The organism is Pseudomonas sp. HY7a-MNA-CIBAN-0227 (assembly GCF_040310325.1).
In the GTDB taxonomy this organism is placed as follows: Bacteria; Pseudomonadota; Gammaproteobacteria; order Pseudomonadales; family Pseudomonadaceae; genus Aquipseudomonas.
The window spans coordinates 17,971-35,137 of record NZ_JBEOPT010000020.1; the positions used below are offsets into that span (position 1 = coordinate 17,971).

The 17,167-nt window shown below is 55.0% G+C and carries 13 protein-coding genes; 6 read left to right on the top strand and 7 right to left on the bottom strand.

Annotated features, from left to right (window positions below; translation table 11 throughout):
• Positions 1-8: 8 nt before the first annotated feature.
• Together AAEZ06_RS24270 and AAEZ06_RS24275 are read left to right on the top strand one after the other, a co-directional pair.
• A complete protein-coding gene (locus AAEZ06_RS24270; protein WP_350616610.1) occupies positions 9-3,242 on the top strand; it encodes a hybrid sensor histidine kinase/response regulator in 3,234 nt (1,077 codons plus the stop codon).
• A 25-nt stretch (positions 3,243-3,267) separates the two neighbouring features.
• Positions 3,268-3,915, top strand: a complete 648-nt coding sequence (locus tag AAEZ06_RS24275) for a response regulator (RefSeq protein ID WP_149413299.1) — start codon at positions 3,268-3,270, stop codon at positions 3,913-3,915.
• Positions 3,916-3,919: 4 nt separating this feature from the next.
• Here AAEZ06_RS24275 and AAEZ06_RS24280 read toward each other — a convergent pair whose 3' ends face one another.
• From AAEZ06_RS24280 to AAEZ06_RS24305, 6 genes are read right to left on the bottom strand one after another with little or no spacing between them, the layout of a single operon-like run.
• Positions 3,920-4,459: a fimbrial protein gene (locus AAEZ06_RS24280; RefSeq protein WP_350616612.1), complete on the bottom strand. Its 540-nt coding sequence runs from the start codon at positions 4,457-4,459 to the stop codon at positions 3,920-3,922.
• A gap of 10 nt (positions 4,460-4,469) precedes the next feature.
• Complete coding sequence (locus AAEZ06_RS24285; RefSeq protein ID WP_178114468.1) at positions 4,470-4,949, bottom strand: fimbrial protein; 480 nt, start codon at positions 4,947-4,949, stop codon at positions 4,470-4,472.
• Positions 4,950-4,968: 19 nt separating this feature from the next.
• Positions 4,969-5,919 (bottom strand): fimbrial protein, encoded by a 951-nt coding sequence (locus AAEZ06_RS24290; RefSeq protein ID WP_350616614.1) that lies wholly within the window; start codon positions 5,917-5,919, stop codon positions 4,969-4,971.
• Positions 5,909-8,500: a fimbria/pilus outer membrane usher protein gene (locus tag AAEZ06_RS24295; protein WP_350616616.1), complete on the bottom strand. Its 2,592-nt coding sequence runs from the start codon at positions 8,498-8,500 to the stop codon at positions 5,909-5,911. Before AAEZ06_RS24295 ends, AAEZ06_RS24290 begins: the two co-directional genes overlap by 11 nt.
• A gap of 42 nt (positions 8,501-8,542) precedes the next feature.
• Complete coding sequence (locus tag AAEZ06_RS24300) at positions 8,543-9,241, bottom strand: fimbrial biogenesis chaperone (protein ID WP_350616618.1); 699 nt, start codon at positions 9,239-9,241, stop codon at positions 8,543-8,545.
• A gap of 54 nt (positions 9,242-9,295) precedes the next feature.
• Positions 9,296-9,868: a fimbrial protein gene (locus tag AAEZ06_RS24305; RefSeq protein WP_149413294.1), complete on the bottom strand. Its 573-nt coding sequence runs from the start codon at positions 9,866-9,868 to the stop codon at positions 9,296-9,298.
• 282 nt (positions 9,869-10,150) lie between these two features.
• On the opposite strand from AAEZ06_RS24305, the gene AAEZ06_RS24310 reads away from it, so the two are divergent.
• From AAEZ06_RS24310 to AAEZ06_RS24325, 4 genes are all read left to right on the top strand, one after another.
• Positions 10,151-10,675 carry a fimbrial protein gene (locus AAEZ06_RS24310; protein ID WP_149413293.1) on the top strand — a complete coding sequence of 175 codons (525 nt, stop codon included), beginning with the start codon at positions 10,151-10,153 and terminating at the stop codon, positions 10,673-10,675.
• Between the two features lie 66 nt (positions 10,676-10,741).
• A complete protein-coding gene (locus AAEZ06_RS24315; protein ID WP_350616621.1) occupies positions 10,742-11,428 on the top strand; it encodes a fimbrial biogenesis chaperone in 687 nt (228 codons plus the stop codon).
• A gap of 183 nt (positions 11,429-11,611) precedes the next feature.
• Positions 11,612-14,131, top strand: a complete 2,520-nt coding sequence (locus AAEZ06_RS24320; protein WP_350616623.1) for a fimbria/pilus outer membrane usher protein — start codon at positions 11,612-11,614, stop codon at positions 14,129-14,131.
• A gap of 13 nt (positions 14,132-14,144) precedes the next feature.
• On the top strand, positions 14,145-15,164 hold the full coding sequence (locus AAEZ06_RS24325) for a fimbrial protein (RefSeq protein ID WP_350616625.1): 1,020 nt from the start codon (positions 14,145-14,147) through the stop codon (positions 15,162-15,164).
• A 101-nt stretch (positions 15,165-15,265) separates the two neighbouring features.
• Here the strand turns inward: AAEZ06_RS24325 and AAEZ06_RS24330 are convergent, their stop codons facing one another.
• Positions 15,266-17,005, bottom strand: a complete 1,740-nt coding sequence (locus AAEZ06_RS24330) for a dipeptidase (protein ID WP_350616627.1) — start codon at positions 17,003-17,005, stop codon at positions 15,266-15,268.
• Positions 17,006-17,167: the final 162 nt, after the last annotated feature.

A 17,167-nucleotide genomic window follows, 5' to 3' on the forward strand; every position in this document is an offset into this window, starting at 1 on the left:
TCGTATAGATGACCTCGGAAAACTCGGGTCTTGGTGCTCTGGCGATGAGTTTTCAACGCCTGAATAAACTCCTTTTGCTCGTGGTAGGCATTGCGTTGCTGCTATTGGGTATGTGCTTCTGGGCAGGTGATAGGGTTCTGGAGGAGGAACGGGATAAGGTCGAATCGCATTTTGAGCGTTTGGTCGAAAGCATTCATGAACATGAGGTTTTCCTGCGAAACGCGGCAATCGCTTACAACCAGACTAATCAAAATATCGCGGCTGATATCCGACCGATGTCAACGATCGAGTTGATGCGTCATGACGACGAATTGCTGTATCAGGTGCGAGGGTTGGCGATGTCGCTGCCCTTTACGTTGGCGCAGCGGGTGCAATATTCATCGGCACAGATGCAAGGCGCATTTTCGTTGGGCGTTCAACTGACCGATTACTACACCGCTTACTGGTCGGGTTCATACTATGGCGCCCCACAGTTGTTCATGTTTTCACCCACCCCACAGTTCAATATCGCTATACCCGGCATAGGTAGCACGCCCAGGCAACCCCGGCTCGGCATGGAAAACTTTTTCTCTGTAAGCGGGCGCCTCTACGACAGCCTAAAAGCCAGGAGTGACGCACTTAGTGATAATCAGGTGCGCTGGATGCGTGCACCCCAGGATTTGTTTCCCGGACGCAAGACCATCGTTGCGTACAGTGGAGTGGCCTTTCCTCGCTCCGTTATGCCCTCAGGAAAGGATGAAGGGCTTGCGTTTCTCGCTGCCTTGCTCAATGTTCAAATGGTCAACGACGCAGGCCATCAATTGGTTAGCTCGATCAACAGCCGCCTCACTTTGATTTCCCCCGTGGGGGAAACCTTGCTTGGGGCTGACTCGTCCTATGCACAATTACCCGACGGACTCAGTTTCGATCGTTATGGCCTGCGATTCAAATTGATGTCGACGGGAAATGAGCCTTGGGTCGGGCTCTACACCATCAGCTACAATAATTTTTTCCGCTATGCTAGGTGGTCTTTGCTGACGGCTGCAAGCGTGTTTAGCGTCGTTTTGTTGTTGGGCTGGTGGGTCAATCGTCTTTATCGTGTCAGGGTCGTTGAACCTGCGCAGCGCGCCAACCGCCGTCTGACCGAGAGTAATGCCTTCAACCGTGTGATGCTGGACAATGCCCCGGTCGGGCTATGTGTCTTGCAGCGCAACACTGGTCAAGTACTTCTAGAGAATCAGCGGGCTCAACAATGGCCGATCACTCCTCAGCTGGTTAGTGTTATCAATCGTGATTACAGTGACGCGCCACCCGGGGAAGTGCAGATCGAAGTAGATGGGTGTTACTTGCTGGTCTGCGTCGTATCGACGCGCTATCAGGATGAAGACGTGCTGTTGTGCGGTTTCAACGACGTCACACGCCATGTCGATGATGCCAATCTAATGGAGCAGGCTAAGCGCTCGGCTGACGCGGCTAGCGAAGCCAAGACTTTATTTCTGGCAACCATGAGCCATGAAATTCGCACGCCCTTGTATGGGGTGCTGGGCAATCTGGAGTTGCTCGAACTGACCGACTTGAAGTCCGATCAACGCGAGTACTTGCAAACCATACATCGCTCCTCGGCGGCGTTGCTGCAGTTGATCAGCGACGTGCTAGATGTCTCCAAGATCGAATCCGGGCAGATGGCTGTTGAGTCAGTCGTGTTCTGCCCGTTGGATATCTTTGAAGACGCAGTACGTACTTATGCCGCTTCTGCAACCAACAAAGGTCTTCAAATCTACGGCCTCGTGGATGCCAGTCTTCCGCCGTTGATGCGAGGTGACCCTGGGCGCATCCGGCAAATCATCAACAACCTGTTGAGCAACGCTATCAAGTTCACCGACTCCGGCCGCGTTGTACTACGGGTTAAAGTCAGCGATCAGGACAACGGACACGCGTCGTTGCAATGGCAGGTATCGGACACTGGTGTAGGGATCAGTCACAAGAAAATTCCCGATCTATTCAAGCCTTTTTCGCAATTGGGGGAAGCTCAAAGCCCGGGAGGGGCAGGGTTGGGTCTATCGATCTGCATGCGCTTGAGTCAATTGATGTCGGCGACCCTCAGGGTAGTCAGTGAGCCAGGTCTTGGTAGCAGCTTTTCCTTGAACATACGGCTGCCGGTAGCGACAGGTGATTTGGCTGGAAACCGTGAGATCGACCTCCAGGGTATAACTGTATACGTTCGGGCGCCGATCAAGGAAATGGAGCAGTCGCTGGTCGATTGGCTTGGCCGGTGGAGGGCGTGGGCATCGCCGTTGCCACCTTCGTTCAGTGGTAATCCTGGGGAAGTGTTGTTGGACATGCTACCCGGCTCAGCAGGCCTGGACGATTGGCGTGGCGAGCGCGTCATCGCTAGCCTCGCGGGTGCACTCGAGCCCGAGAATGACGGCAGTGGATGGACGGTAAATGCCTACGATATCAGAGGTATTGCCCGCGCCCTGGAGCGTGCCTGCCACAATCCCACCCACAGCTTCATACCCATGCAGGCTGAAGAGCTGCCCCACGTCGGACTGCGTGTTCTTGTCGCTGAGGATAACCCCATCAACAGAGGTCTCCTGCGTGAGCAGCTGCAAGCGCTCGGCGCCCAGGTTACAACAGCAGAGACGGGTGAGCAGGCACTGCAAGCGTGGGCGCCGAAACTGTTCGATCTGGTGATCACTGACTTGAACATGCCGGTAATGGATGGCTATGAACTGGCTCGCGCATTACGCTTGCGTGACGTCGATATCCCCATCGTCGCCGTTACTGCCAACGCGATGAGAGAGGAAGGGGAGCGCTGTCTTGCGGTGGGCATGAATGCCTGGCTCGTCAAACCGTTGAACCTGAAAATTTTGCGCGAGACCCTTGCCCGGTATTGCCCGCCCGCCACAGCTGCCACGCGACAGGAACAACCCTGTTCGATGGTGCCGGGTGACCTGGATGGCTGGATAAAGCTATCGGTACTCATGCAGCAGTTGCTGGTCGATACTTTGCAGGCCGATCTGGATAACGCGCAAAAGGCGCTTGATAACGAGGATACATCCGGCTTGGTCAGTCTCTTGCATCGCCTCAATGGTTCGTTTGCTTCGGTGCGTGCGCGGGCACTTTCCGCAGCCTGTAATGAGTGGGAAGTCGCACTTTCCACTGAGGCCTTGAGTGCCACCTCGATTCCTGCCGTCCATAGCTTGTTGGAGCGACTGTATTCGGTCCTGCTCGTTTTGCGCGGTGCTCTTATTCAAGAATGAACTGTGTTCGGGTGATTACTACATCATGCGTAAAATCAAAGTTGTAATAGCCGATGATCATCCAATCGTGTTGGTTGGAGTACGCGAATTGATGTCCAGAGACCAGCGCTTCGAAGTTGTGGCCGAGGCCACCAGTTCAACGCAGTTGGTGGCTGAACTTACCTCTCATGCACCCGACGTGGTACTGACCGATTTCAACATGCCAGGTGATGCAACCTATGGTGATGGACTCAAGCTCATCAGCTACCTGGTCAGGCAGTTTCCGAAGACGCAGATAGTGGTACTGACGATGATATCCAGCAGTCTGATTCTTTCAAGGCTTCATCAGCTGGGTGTAGTTGCCGTCTTGCAGAAGAGCCAGCTGCAGGACGAGATCCAGCATGCTTTGGATGCGCTGAACGCGTATCGTCAGTCCCAGAGCCCTGATATGGTCGCCAGTTCGGGTTCCTTGAACATCAGTGATATTGATGGGCGCTTTTCCAGTCTGTCCCCTAAAGAGCTCGAGGTGCTGCGTTTATTTGTGGCTGGAAGCAGTGTCGGCAGCATTGCTCTTCAACTCAAGCGAAGCGCCAAGACCGTGAGCGCACAGAAGATGGCGGCCATGCGTAAATTGGAAGTGGCCAGCGATCTTGACTTGCTGACGTATTGCATCAAGGCCGGTCAGTTTCTCTGACGACTCACTGGTAGCTCATTTCCATCAGTAGCGTTGCCGTGAACGCGCCCGGTGCGGGCAACTCTTCTCCCAACAAGAGCGGTTTGACTCGCAGAGTCAAGCCAATCGAAGTGCCGGTGGCGAGCATGCTCAAGGCCGTGTCGAGGCTCGGCGTGACGTTGCCCAAGTTCAGCGAAGTACTACTCAAAAGTACCTGAAGACCTAATTGCGGCAAGCTAGTGCTCAGTATCTGGGTGTCGAACTGGCCACTTCCTGGTAATAGTTTGAGTATCACGCGGCTGCCTATGGCGCACTCGAAGCTCAAATGCACCTCGGTGGTAGCACCGCGACTTGCGCTCAGGTCATTGCGCGATACCTGTCCGAGATCGATCAGCATGGTTCCCGGGAATTGCGGCGTGCACGGCGGTTTGACTAGCTTGCCGCTGATTTGCAGTTCATAGCCCATGGAGCTTGCCGCCAGTGCCGGCGTAGCGGCCAGGCACAGCATGAGCGCTATTGAACCCACATCAAACCAAGCGCGCCAGGATCGAGCGGTCGCTTTCACGGGGCGCTCCTCACAGGTACTCGATGGTCAGGACCAGGGCGGAAGAGTAACTGCCCACGGCGACAGTGCCAGTTGAGACCAGTTTGGCGTTCAGACTCAGATCGACGCTGCCGCTCAGGCCAGTAAAGGCCTTTTTTACCCCCGCCAGATTGGCGGCACTCGAGTCGGAAACATACAGCAGTGAGACACCCAGGTTGGTTATGGACGTTTTGGCCACCGTGTCGGAGATCGTTCCGTTGGTCGAGGCAAAACTCATGTTGAGCGACGACCCTGAAGGACAGGTCATTTTCACCGGGACCGAAACCGTCGGCGCGCTACTGATCTGGTCGGTACGAACGCTGCTGAAGCTTACCGTCAAGTTAGTCCCAGAGGTCACTGTGCAGGGAGGGCGCGTCAAGGTCCCGCTGACGCTGATGTTGACGGTGTCGGCCGCAAGGGCCGGGACGGTGATGACTGCGGCCACCGCTGCCAGCAAGTAATTCTTGATCATGAATCGAGATCTCCAGGGGTTATCGATAATTGATGGTCAGCGTGTACTGATTTTGAAAGGTGCCCGTCGGGAACGCCTGAGTAAGGACGTATGGAACGAAGCTGATAGCGACCGTATTGCTGCCCTTGGCAAGCTGCATCGTCCGTGTGGCATTCAGCGTAACGGCGGAGGCGGTATCGGCCCATTGGGCTTGCAGGAACAGCCCGGTCAAGCTGGTATAGGAAAGGCCCGCAGCGGCGCTGTACACAGTTTGCGAAGACGTAAGCACCAGGTCCGCCGTCTTCGCGCTCAGACAGGTCACCGAGATATTCGCGGTTTGTTTAGCGGACGCGTAATCCGCGCTGCTGAGCGAGCCGAAGTTCAGCGTTGCCGAATTTACGGAGCTCAAGCTACAAGCCGGGGCTGTCACGGTGTAGATGATCGGCAACTCGAATATCCACTCTGCGTAATCCATCCAGTTAATAGACGTCACACCAAACTGGAAAAAGAAGTTGTAGTTGCCCGCAGCTGGCGCTGTCCCCTTGAGCGTCAAGTTGTAGGGCAGCACAGTGCCTACCTTGGCTTCTTTACACACCGAACCCGCACCCAGACAAACACCCGTGTTGGAGCCTAACGGCACTTCCGGCAACGTAGTGGCGGTGTAGTTGTTGATAATGGAAAAACGCGGTTGCCTGGACCCACTGGTCAAGGTGATCAGTTGATTGAGTGCGGCGCCGTACGGAAACCTGCGCGTCACGGTGCAACTTCCACTGATATTGATTTCGACCTGCTGGCCTGCCTCGAAGGTGTAACGAGGGATCGTTTTGGTGCCGCAATTGAGATTGCCCTTAACCAGAGCCTGAGCGGGCGCAGCTATAAAGCCAAATGTCGCGGCAGCGAACAGGGCCATCACCAGTGCGCGTTGCCAGCGGTAATACATGGCTATCGCTTTAGACGCACGGATGCTTGAGCGTGGCCATTCACTCGTCATGACGAACTCCTTTGCCGATTGTCATGTCATTGGATTTGACTGTGCACTTGATTGTAATTTGTACGATCGACGCCTCACCCTGATCGGTCGAAGGGAGTTCAAGCGCTTGAGCGCACCAGATATTATTGTTGACCTTGAGAACCAGCTCGGAGCGCGGCGGTACACCCGTGAGATAGACCCGGCCGTTATCCGCCATCATGGCGCTGATCAGGCGTTCGCCATCGCCCCCGAACAACTGGACGTCGGCGGCAAACGGAGCCGGCTGGCCCGACGGATCAAGCACGGTGAGAAGTACGCGTCGACCGATGCGCGTATCAAATTTTGCGAGCGCAAACGCCCCTCGATTAGGTGTTATTTCCTGCACCAGCTTGGAGATATCGGTGTCGTCGGAAAGCGAAGCGGTGTCCAGCGCGATGCGGTTCTTGCGGTAAGGCTGCGCCGACGGAACCACTGTGTAGCCGACGCCATTGGTACGAATACCGCTTTTGTTCAATACGGCGACCTCAGCGGCTCCTGGGGTTGCGACGATGACATTGGTCTCCCCCAGAGGCTGGGTGAACATCAGGTTGTTTTTGTACGCCACCACGCCGCCTTCAATACCGTACTCCAGTTGGCGGGTATCAGCGGACTGATTGATCGCGCTATGCACGATAGTGTTGGCGGCGTTATAGCGGGCGGCTAAGGACCCACCCGTCACATTGTCGTCCCGGGACACATGCTGGGTGACCCCGACGCTGTAGGACAGCGCGTTGTTCTCATATGTCGAGCCACTGAGCGCGGTCGAGCGTACTGCGGTGCCTTGGGAACCCTGGGTGGTGCTGACTGAGACACGCTTGCCGCTTTCGGGTGCGCCAAGCGGCAGGCTCAGGCTCAGCGACAGGCTGCGGCTGGTGGCGTCTTGCGACACGCTCTGAGCCACTCCGAGGGAGTAGGCCACACGGCCGATGCTGAAGTTGTATCCAACCTGAATGGAGGTGTTGCTTTGGCTGGCATTCCAGTAATCGGACTTCGACAGGTTGGCATACAGTCCTCCCATGGTGCCGAACTGCTGAGACACACTGGCGTTGAAACTGCTTTTTGTGTGGCCGTATTGAGCGCTGTCATACCACCGGGAGTTGACCTGGCTATCGAGTGCTTCGGTGAATGTATAAAAGCCCTTGGTGGAATATCGATACCCAACGAGGCTGAAGTTGGTGTTGGTCGCCGACAAGGATTTGGAATAGCGAAACCGATACGACTGACCTGAGAGGTGCTCCTTGGCTCCCCCGATGTTGTCACTTTGAGCGTGGGTGACATCCAGAGATATAGCCCCCACCCCCGCAAAATCATGAGCTAACCCGAGCAGGCCGGACGTGTAATTTTCGCTGATTTGAGTCCCGCCAAAGACGGTGCTACCGCCGCTCAAACCCCTACGCAAAGTGGCCTGTACTAACGCTGGCTTGGCCGTTTCGGCGTCCTCGTCACTTGGGCGGTATTGGCCGACCGCAATCGAATAGCTCTGCTGGCTCTCACGTAACATGTAAGGCACCGATGAAAAGGATTGGATGAATTGTTGGCGCTGACCGCTGGGTCCTTCGACCGTCACCTCCAGATCGCCGTTGCCGGCGGTGGAATAAAGATTGGTCAGCGCAAAGGGCCCAGAGGGCACCCATTGTTCGTTGATGACATAACCGCGCTGGCGAATAGTGACGAGGGAGCGGCCCGTGGCAATGCCGCGTATGACTGGGGCAAAACCCCGACTTTGTTCGGGAAGCATGTCCAGGTCCGAAGCAATCTCCGCGCCCCTGTAAGGAATGGACTCGAATAGGTCGCCTTCAGTGGATGTTTCCCCCACCGTAGCGATCGCCATCCAGTTGCCCATGTCCCGCTGGGCATAGGATTCGAGGGACTGCCACTTACCCGGGGCTGCGGTGCTTTTATGCCACGTAGAGTAGTTGCGCAGCCGCCAAGGACCGGTATTGAAGCCGCTGCGTAGGCTGGCAAATTGATTGTTCTGCTGCAAGCCACGGTATTGGCTCGTGCTGCCGGAAAAACTGTAGTTGGTAAAGGCTACTTGTTCGCCGTTACTCCACTGTTGACGGCGCACCGCAAAAGGTAGCGGGCCGATGTAGGCCTGGGGGATCTCGAGGCTCAACCGCTGGCGGTTGAAGTCATAGCGATAGCTGATGTCGGCAATGGGACCGGTAAACAGGACGCAGCCATTCTTTGTGTACTCCGCAGTAGATAAGCGCTCTGCCTTTATGCCTTGCCCTTGAAGAAAGGCAAGGTCAAAGCACGGAAAAAGTCCGGTGGCTGATGGCTGCGCAACGGTTTCCTTGATGAACTGCAGGTCTCGTCGGTCAATGAGCTTCTCATTGACAATAACGTCAACGCGGTAAGTTCCCGGTAGTTGCCCCGAACTCATGGCGTCGACTTGTTGAATAACTTGTGCCGAGCCCTGACCCCCGCCGATTTCAAGGAATGAGGCATCGAAGCGGTAAGCCGCGTCAACTTCCGACATCAGCAGCCCGCTACCCATTATCACAAGGTAACCGGCCGCCTTGCCGCTGCTCTTTAGAGGAGGGGAGGGCGAGCGAAGCATGTCACCAATCCTTAGTTAGCTTCCGATGGTCATGTCATCCAATCAATGAACAACAACGCTGGGTGCCGTGTTCGAACTTCCATACTCGTCGATATAACTCAGCGATAAGTTATCACCGTTGAATGCAGGCGTTTGCAGGTGCATGGTGCAGAAAGGGGAAATAACTTCGGGTACCGATTTCATCGGCAGACCATTGATTTTTACTTCATCTACGACAATATTGAAGCCTGAGTCGTTTCGCACGCTAAGCTTGCCTTTGCTTTGCGACCACTTCAGTTGTTGTACGGCATCTTTGACTTCGCCTTTTAATGTAAGTGGGCGGTAAAAAAGTTTGATCGTAGTCTTCAGGGCAATCTGTAGCACGTTTTGCGTCGCCAGTGATTCACTCAAAGCCGGAATGGCTTTTACATTGAGTAGAAAAAGGCTTTCCTGGTTTTTTGGCAGTGCCGAATCATCGATTCGAATTATGCGCAAAATATTTTCTTCATTGGTATCCAAGCGAAAAAGGGGGGGCGTAACGATAAAGTCCGACACACTTTTACTTTCATCGTCGCCATAGCGACTGACCCATGACTGCACTAGAAAGGGCGCGTCATCGCCTTTGTTGCTCAGCGTCAAGTTGGCCTCTTTCTCGGCACCTTTGTACACCACGCGAGTGGCGCCGACCGTTACCGCTGCCTGCGTTTGTGAAATGCACATCAATGGCATCAGAAAAAATGGGACAAGGTGTTTGTAGAGCATTGACTAATCCTCGGTGCCCCTGTGCAGCGTATAGCCGGCACAGGGGCGATAGCATTACTTGTAAGTTACGTCGAAGCTGGCCAACGCATAGACCTGACCTGTGCCGATACCGCTGGCGGTTACATTACCGTCGGTATCAACCGTATCTGCTGCCGTACGAACATAGGCTGCAGTGAAGTCGTATGTATTAGTTTGCGGACGCAGTACATAGTCAGTCGTCGGAGTGTTAAGCGGCAGCTTTGTCCCGGTGCGCGCATCATTTATCTGAATGGCAAGGCCTGAAACCTGATTGGAACCGGTGAGGCCCAGCAAGGTAGCGTCTGTGACGTCTTGTTGGCCGCTGAAGGTAATAGCTACGTTCTTCTTGGTCGAAGTGCTGCAGTTTTCGAGGCTGATCGAGAACGGTGTGGCGTTAGCAGTCGACCCTACGTCTGCCGCAAAGCTGGACAGTTGAACCTGACCCAGGCTGACCGTTTTACTGACACTGTCGGTCGTAATAGTGCAGGCATTATCACTGACACTTCCGGTGAACTCGACCTGGCCGTCGGCGGCGTGGGCTGCTGCTGCGAGAACCATCAACAGCGACGACGCGCACAGCGCTGAGTACTTTACTGTGTTGTTAATCATGGGGTGTAGCTCCTGTACGTAACTATCCAATATGAGGTACTTGCGGCTGCACTCCGGCAAGTACCGTTATCATGTGGCGAGCCTAGTGCCGAAACTATAAGGAGATTCTTAAATAGTCTTGTGACGTGTTTTTCAAAGGTTAAGGGTGGCGGAGTAATAGGGTGCGATTTTTAAGGATCGTCTTATGTTCATGGCGCGCAACCTTGTGCACTATTGCAACCCCAATTTCACACATTGATTATTGCCCCTGCGACCTCATGTCATTGGGCTTGGAGTGCTTTTATGAAAACTAATATAGTTTGGATGTCTTTGGCTGCGTCGCTGGTTTGCTCTACAGCTGCCAATGCTGCCGATGGCACCATCAACTTCACTGGCAATATCTCAACTGCCGCTTGTACGGTCAGCACCGCCAGTGCTTCACAAACCGTCAATCTTGGAACGGTCACGGCTTCCACGTTCACGGGCACCGCTGGCGTGGCAGTAGCGCCAACTCGGTTCACCATCGCGCTCAGTGCGTGCCCGGATACCCTGACCACTGCCAACATCAAGTTCGACGGTGTCGCCAATACCGCTAACAGCAATTTGTTAGCCTTGAGTAGCGGGCAAACCGCCACCGGCGTGGGTATTGGTATCTATGAATCCAACGGCAGCACGCTCATTCCGCTGCAAACCGCCGCTGCGCCTATTTCGTTCGACGCAACCGGCAACGCCTCGGTCGATTACGTTGCCAAGTATGTGTCGACGGCAGCCAGTGTCACCGCAGGTACCGCCAACGCCGTTACCAACTTCACCATCGCCTACAACTGATGAAGCTGCTGCGAGGGGCTCCCTCGCAGCTACTTTTCGATAGATGTGTCGCTAAGGAAAAACATGATGAAACAGTGGTTAGCCAGTGTGTGCGTGGCGGCTGGAGTACTGGCATGCGTCGGTCACGCGCAAGCTGGCGTGGTGATTGGTGGCACTCGTCTGGTTTATGACGCGAGTAAGCGAGAGGCTAGTTTATCTATCAGCAATCCAGAGAAAGTTACACCTTATCTTGTTCAGTCCTGGGTGCAAAACATGTCCAGCACCGACACGACCAAGGTTCCGTTCGTTATCACGCCACCGCTGTTTCGACTGGATCCAGGACAACAGAATGCGCTGCGCATCGTGAAGGTTGGCGGTGATCTATCGGAGCGTCGAGAGTCGGTTTTTATGCTCAACATAAAGTCGATTCCCTCGTCCAAACAGTCCGAGCTCAACCAACTGCAGATTACCGTCAAGGCGCAATTGAAGTTGTTCTACCGACCCTCTTCGCTCAAGGGTCAGAACGCTGATGAGGCCTATAAGTCTTTGACATTTAATCGTCAGGGCAAACAGCTGCAGGTCAGTAACCCCACACCGTTCTATGTGTCGTTCTACAGCGTCAAGGTGGGTGGCGTAGCCATTGAAAACCCGCAAATGGTCGCACCTCAAGGCACGCTGCAGTGGCCGGTAGCGGTGCCTGACAATTCCACCGTGACTTGGCAAGCCATTACCGATTACGGCGGTATCACGCTGCCAGCAAATGTTCAGCTGTAGATCCCCGGTACTTCGGCCCGTTGATAGCAATAGCGAACATTTCATTGTTGTGCCGCCGTTACGGCGAGCGGGCGCGCCTTCCTCCTGTGGAGGGACATCAAGATTTAGTGGGAAAGTTAAATGCTTGGTATCTCTGTGTTTCATCGGGTGTGGCGACGATCGCATTGCAAGCCCGTGTTCGTAATGACGACCTTTTTGCCCCGAGTTCTGAGCGCATCTATGGGGATGGTAGTGCCGCTCTTTTGCGAAAGCGCATTGGCCGATGACTACTTCAATCCCAATGCCCTTGAGCTGAGCGACCCGTCTCATCCTGCCATTAGCCTCGCACAGTTTTCCCATACGGGCGGACAATTGCCGGGCCGATATCGCGTCGATATCTACCTCAACGATCGTGAGATTGACACTCGAGATGTTTCATTCGTTAAACAGGGCGATACGCTGCAAGCGGAGTTAACGGTGCAGCAGTTAAGGGATATGGGCGTAAAAATTGCGGCCTTTCCGGAGCTAAAAGCGCTTGATGACGCCGCGGTCATTACTGACCTGGGACACTATATTCCGGCCGCCATTAGTCAGTTGAAGTTTTCGGAACAACGACTTGATGTCAGTATTCCCCAGGCGGCGCTCAATATCGAAGCGCGTGAATTCGTCGACCCGAGCACATGGGATGAAGGCCTCCCGGCGGCGCTGTTCAATTACAGCTTCAGTGGTTCCAACACCCACTATAACTCCACGTCGGCCACAACCAATAGCGAGTACCTGAACCTGCATAGCGGTGCCAATCTGGGCGCCTGGCGCTTTCGCAACTATTCGACCTACACCGACAGCGGGCAGGGCAGTAGTGGTTGGAGCAGCATCAATACCTACGTGCAGCGCGACATTCAGCGTATCAAGGGCCAACTCACGCTCGGCCAAGGGTTCACGCCGAGCAATGTCTTCGATAGCGTGCAGTTCAAGGGTGTTCAAGTCGCCTCTGACGACAACATGCTGCCAGACAGCTTGAGGGGCTTTGCGCCGGTGGTACGAGGTATTGCCCAGAGTAACGCTCAGGTCACGGTGCGCCAGAACGGCTACATCATTTATCAGACCTACGTGGCGCCCGGGGCATTCGCAATCTCCGACTTATATCCGACATCCTCCAGTGGCGACCTTGAAGTCATCATTAAGGAGGCAGATGGCACCGAACGGCGTTCGGTTCAGGCGTTTTCTGCGGTGCCTACGATGGTGCGCGAGCGCCAGCTTAAATACGCGGTTACGGCGGGTCAGTTCGCGTCACAAATCCAGGGTGCAGAAACACCCACTTTTATGCAAAGCACTTGGGTATATGGTCTGCCCTGGTCTACCACGGTGTATGGAGGCCAGCTCTTCGCCAATAACTATGATGCGCTGGCGGTGGGTGTCAGCCGCGGATTTGGTGATATCGGCTCCTTGTCATTCGATGTGACCCAAGCCCGCGCCCAACTCAAGGATGGTTCCGATCAACAAGGGCGCTCTTATCGTGTGCAATACGCCAAGGACATCCAGGCCACCGGTACTACGTTCACACTGGCCGGCTACCGCTATGCCACTGATGGCTATTACGACTTCCAGGAAGCCAATGAGACCCAGGCCTCGGGATTGGACAGCCGCTTGCAGGGTTATATAAAACGCAGCAAGACCCAGCTCAGCGTCAATCAGTCCATAGGTCGTTACGGCAATGTCTATCTGTCCGGTTACCAACAGGATTACTGGGCGCGCAGTGGTTATGAGCGCAATATCAGCGCGGGCTACAACGTCAGTCACAAGGGTGTTTCCTATAACCTTAGTTATACCTTCAGTCAGTCGCCAGGTCTGAATACCAACGATCAACAATTGGCTTTCAGCGTCCAGATTCCTTTGGATACCGTACGTCCAAACCTATGGGCCACATACAGCGCCAATGCCGACAAGCAAGGCCTTGTGTCGCAGCAAGCAGGTATTAGCGGTACGGCGATGGCCGACAACAACCTGAATTACAGCGTCCAGCAGACCCACGGAACCGGCGCCGGCAATAGCGGCAGCATGAGTGCTGATTATCGCGGTACCAGTGGCCTGCTCAATGGCAGCTACAACTACAGTGAAGGTTTGCGCCAGATCAACTATGGCGTGCAGGGTGGTGTTGTCGTGCACCCCTATGGAGTGACGTTTTCGCAGCCTTTGGGTGACACGCTGGCATTGGTCAGAGCACCGGGTGCCAGTGATGTGAAAGTTGAAAACAACACGGGCGTCTACACCGACTCCAACGGTTATGCGGTAGTCCCGTATGTCAGCACTTACCGCAAGACCAGCATCGCACTCGACACCCAGACACTACAGGAGGATGTGGACGTTAAAACTACCTCGCAAACGGTCATTCCCACTCAGGGCGCCGTGGTATTGGCCAACTTCGTGACCCGAGTAGGCAGTCGTGTGCTGTTCAGCCTCACTTATAAAGGCCGTGCGATTCCATTTGGTGCGGAGGTTGATCTGGTCAAGAACAACGTAGAAGTCGAAAGCAATTCCTCGATCGTGGGGGGTAACGGCGAGGTGTACCTGAGCGGCATGCCGCAGAGCGGCCACCTGGCGGTGCGATGGGGCCTTCGTTCCGAGCACCACTGTCGAGCGGAGTTTCACTTGCCGTCGCCAATTAAGAGTAAAAGCACGAATGTCTCCGCGGCAGTTCAAAGCCTGGATGCAGTGTGCCACTGACATGAGAGAATTAATGTTCAATACAAAGCGTTTGATTCAGGCCGTATTACTCGCGCTGATTGGCGGCTTCATGTTCGTTCCTCAGGCATTGGCTTATACCTGCACGACCGTGACGACTTCGAGCACTGTCACGATTCCTAATATGACGGTGAGAAGAGACGTCGCCGTTGGTTCCGTTATAGGAACGGCAATTTCAACCGGAAAAATCTCTGCTTTTAACTGTACTGATAGCGCGCCAGCGTCAAACGATCAAAAAATCGGATTCAAGGGCTATGGCACGAAATCTACTCAGATCAACGGGGGGAACGTGTACAGGCTGGGTCCTGCATCGACAGGCATTGGTTATACTATCTCTGGCCAGTCAGTTGATTGCAGTGGTACGTACTTGTTAAGTAGCAGTAACGATATTCTTTATAGTTGTGGGGCTGTACCAAGTCTTCCTACCCAACCTGTTGCCGAAACGCTCATATTCACGTTTTACAAGATTGGTGATGTTGCGGCGACCAGTGTTCCCGCGCAGCAACTGGCAGGGTTGCTTTTGCAAAATAGTGCGATAACGACACAGGCGCCTGAGTCCGCGATAATGAGCAGTGCGTTCAAAGTAACCAGCCTTGGGTGCACCTTGACGAATACAGCGATCAGTGTGCCCATGGGCACAGTAAACAGTTCAAACTTCAGCGGCACCAGCTATGGTTCAACGATGTCGGCGAAGGCTTTTTCCATCCCCCTGACCTGTGATTCCGGTACTGCAGTGACGATGCAGATCGATGCTGGGGCCTCCGGTACAGTGGCTTACAAGATGGGGGTACTACAATTGGATTCGGCAACCTCTGGCACCGCCGCCACCGGCGTGGGATTGCAGATTCTGCGCAACGGCAGCCCGTTGGTCCTTGGAACTGCAATCAGCATCGGTACACCTTCGGCAACAGGTGCGTTCGATATCCCTCTCAGTGCCCGCTACTTTCGTAGCGCAGCAACAGTGACCGCCGGGCAAGCGAATGCCAGTGCGACCTTCACCATGACGTACAACTAGTTTATATAGGCGTTCACCTGTTGATCTGTGCCAAAGGTAACGATGATACAGGGGGTTATTCTGAGGGCAGACCCGCCAGAATGGCGGGTCTGAACGGGGGGTCAGAGCTTCGGCAACTGCCCAATACGGCCCATCATTTCGGTCACGACCTGCAGGTCCAGCAGGAACTGGTCGACGGTCTTGAACTCGTTGTCGGTGTGGCCGGTGTACTTGACGTCCGGCATCGCCAGGCCGAATTGCACGCCATTAGGCAGTTCATGTACTGAGGTGGCGCCGGCGGAGGTGCCGTACTTGTGTTCCAGGCCCAGGTTTTCGCTGGCCACGGCCAGCAAGGCCTTGACCCACTCACCCTCAGGGTTGCGGTACATCGGCTCGGCGATCGAGTAGTCGAAGGCCACCGCAATGTGGCTCTTCTTGCTCCAGGCGCCAAGCTTATCGGCGATTTCTTTCTTGAGCGTTTCCGGGGACTTGCCGACCGGCACCCGCAGGTTGACCGCGAGCTTGAAGGCTTTGTCATCCATCCCGACATAGGTCAGGGAAGCGGTCAGCGGGCCCATAAACTTGTCGGAAAAGCCGACCCCTAATTTGCCACCCTGGTAGTCCAGGCCCCAGTTGTCGGCGGCGTAGCGGGCGGCGTCGGTGATGTGGTTGTGCTTGAGCGCGACCTTGCCGTCGAGGCTGTTGATGAAGTCCAGCATCCTTGCCACCGGGTTGACGCCTGATTCGGGCTCGGAGGAGTGGGCGGAAACACCGGTGACCGTCAGCTTGACGTCCTTGCCGACGACCTTGGCGGTCACGCCGAAGTTGCCGCCATTGCGCTTGGCATAGTCGGTACCGGCCTTTTGCAGGCTGGCGGCCAATTCAGCGGGCTTGTCGCTCACAAGAGTGGCGAGCGAAGTTGATGGAATCTGGTTGGTTGCCAGGCCGCCCGTCATCAAGGTGATTTCGGCGCCAGTGCCTTCTGCCTTACGCCGGGCAAAGTTCGCCATGACGGTGCCGTAGCCTTTCTCGGCGATCACTACCGGGTAGCCGCCATCCAGCGCCAGGTTGTAGTTAGGTGTCGGGTTGCGTTCGAAGTAATAGGGGATGGCGTCGCCGGTGGTTTCCTCAGTAGTGTCCACCAGTAGCTTGAAATTTCTCGCCAGCGCGAGCTTCTCTTCCTTGATGATCTTCATGGCGTAGAGCGTCACCACGATGCCGTTCTTGTCATCCTCGGTGCCCCGGCCATACATGCGGTCGCCCACCAGGGTGACCTTGAACGGATCGAGGTGGGTGCCGTCTTCCAGGACCCAGTTCTCTGGCGTCACGGGCACTACATCGGCATGAGCGTGAATGCCCACGACTTCATCGCCACTGCCTTCCAGGGAGATTTCATAGACGCGATTATCGACGTTGCGAAAGTTCAGGTTGAAGGCCTGGGCAAGGCCTTTGATCTTGTCGGCGATCTTGATGAATTCGGGATTGTTGTGCTGGTCAACGCCGTCTACGCGAAAGGTTGGGATGGCCACCAGCTCACGAAGGGTCTCGGTGGCCGCGCTGCCGTATTTCACCCGTGCATAGAGGCCAAGCAGGCGATGGATCTCGTTCTGCTGTTCAGGGGAAAGGGTCTTGTTGCCGAGGAAGGCACTGATTGCCGGGCCGATATCGGCGGTTTTGGCCAGGTCGCTCTTGGCCAGGCGGTCCAGGAACTGCCTGAAATCCGTGACCGATGTGTCACTGAAAGTCTTGAGAATGGTCGCGCTCTGTTGCGGGCTGATGTTGGCCTGCGCAACCGTGGTGAACGACGAAAGGCTGGCCAGGATCAGGGTGGTCGCAGCCAGGTGCTTGAGTGAGAAATCCATTGCTGGGGACATTCCTTTGCAGGTTGAAAGTGAGAAATATCTGATAGATGAGACGAAACATTTCCAAGCTAACACCATGAGGGAGCGGTAGGGGAGCCCCAGAAGTAGTATCTGTCGCACAGCAATGCAAAAGCGGCGCAGAAACGAAAAGCCCCAGGGGAT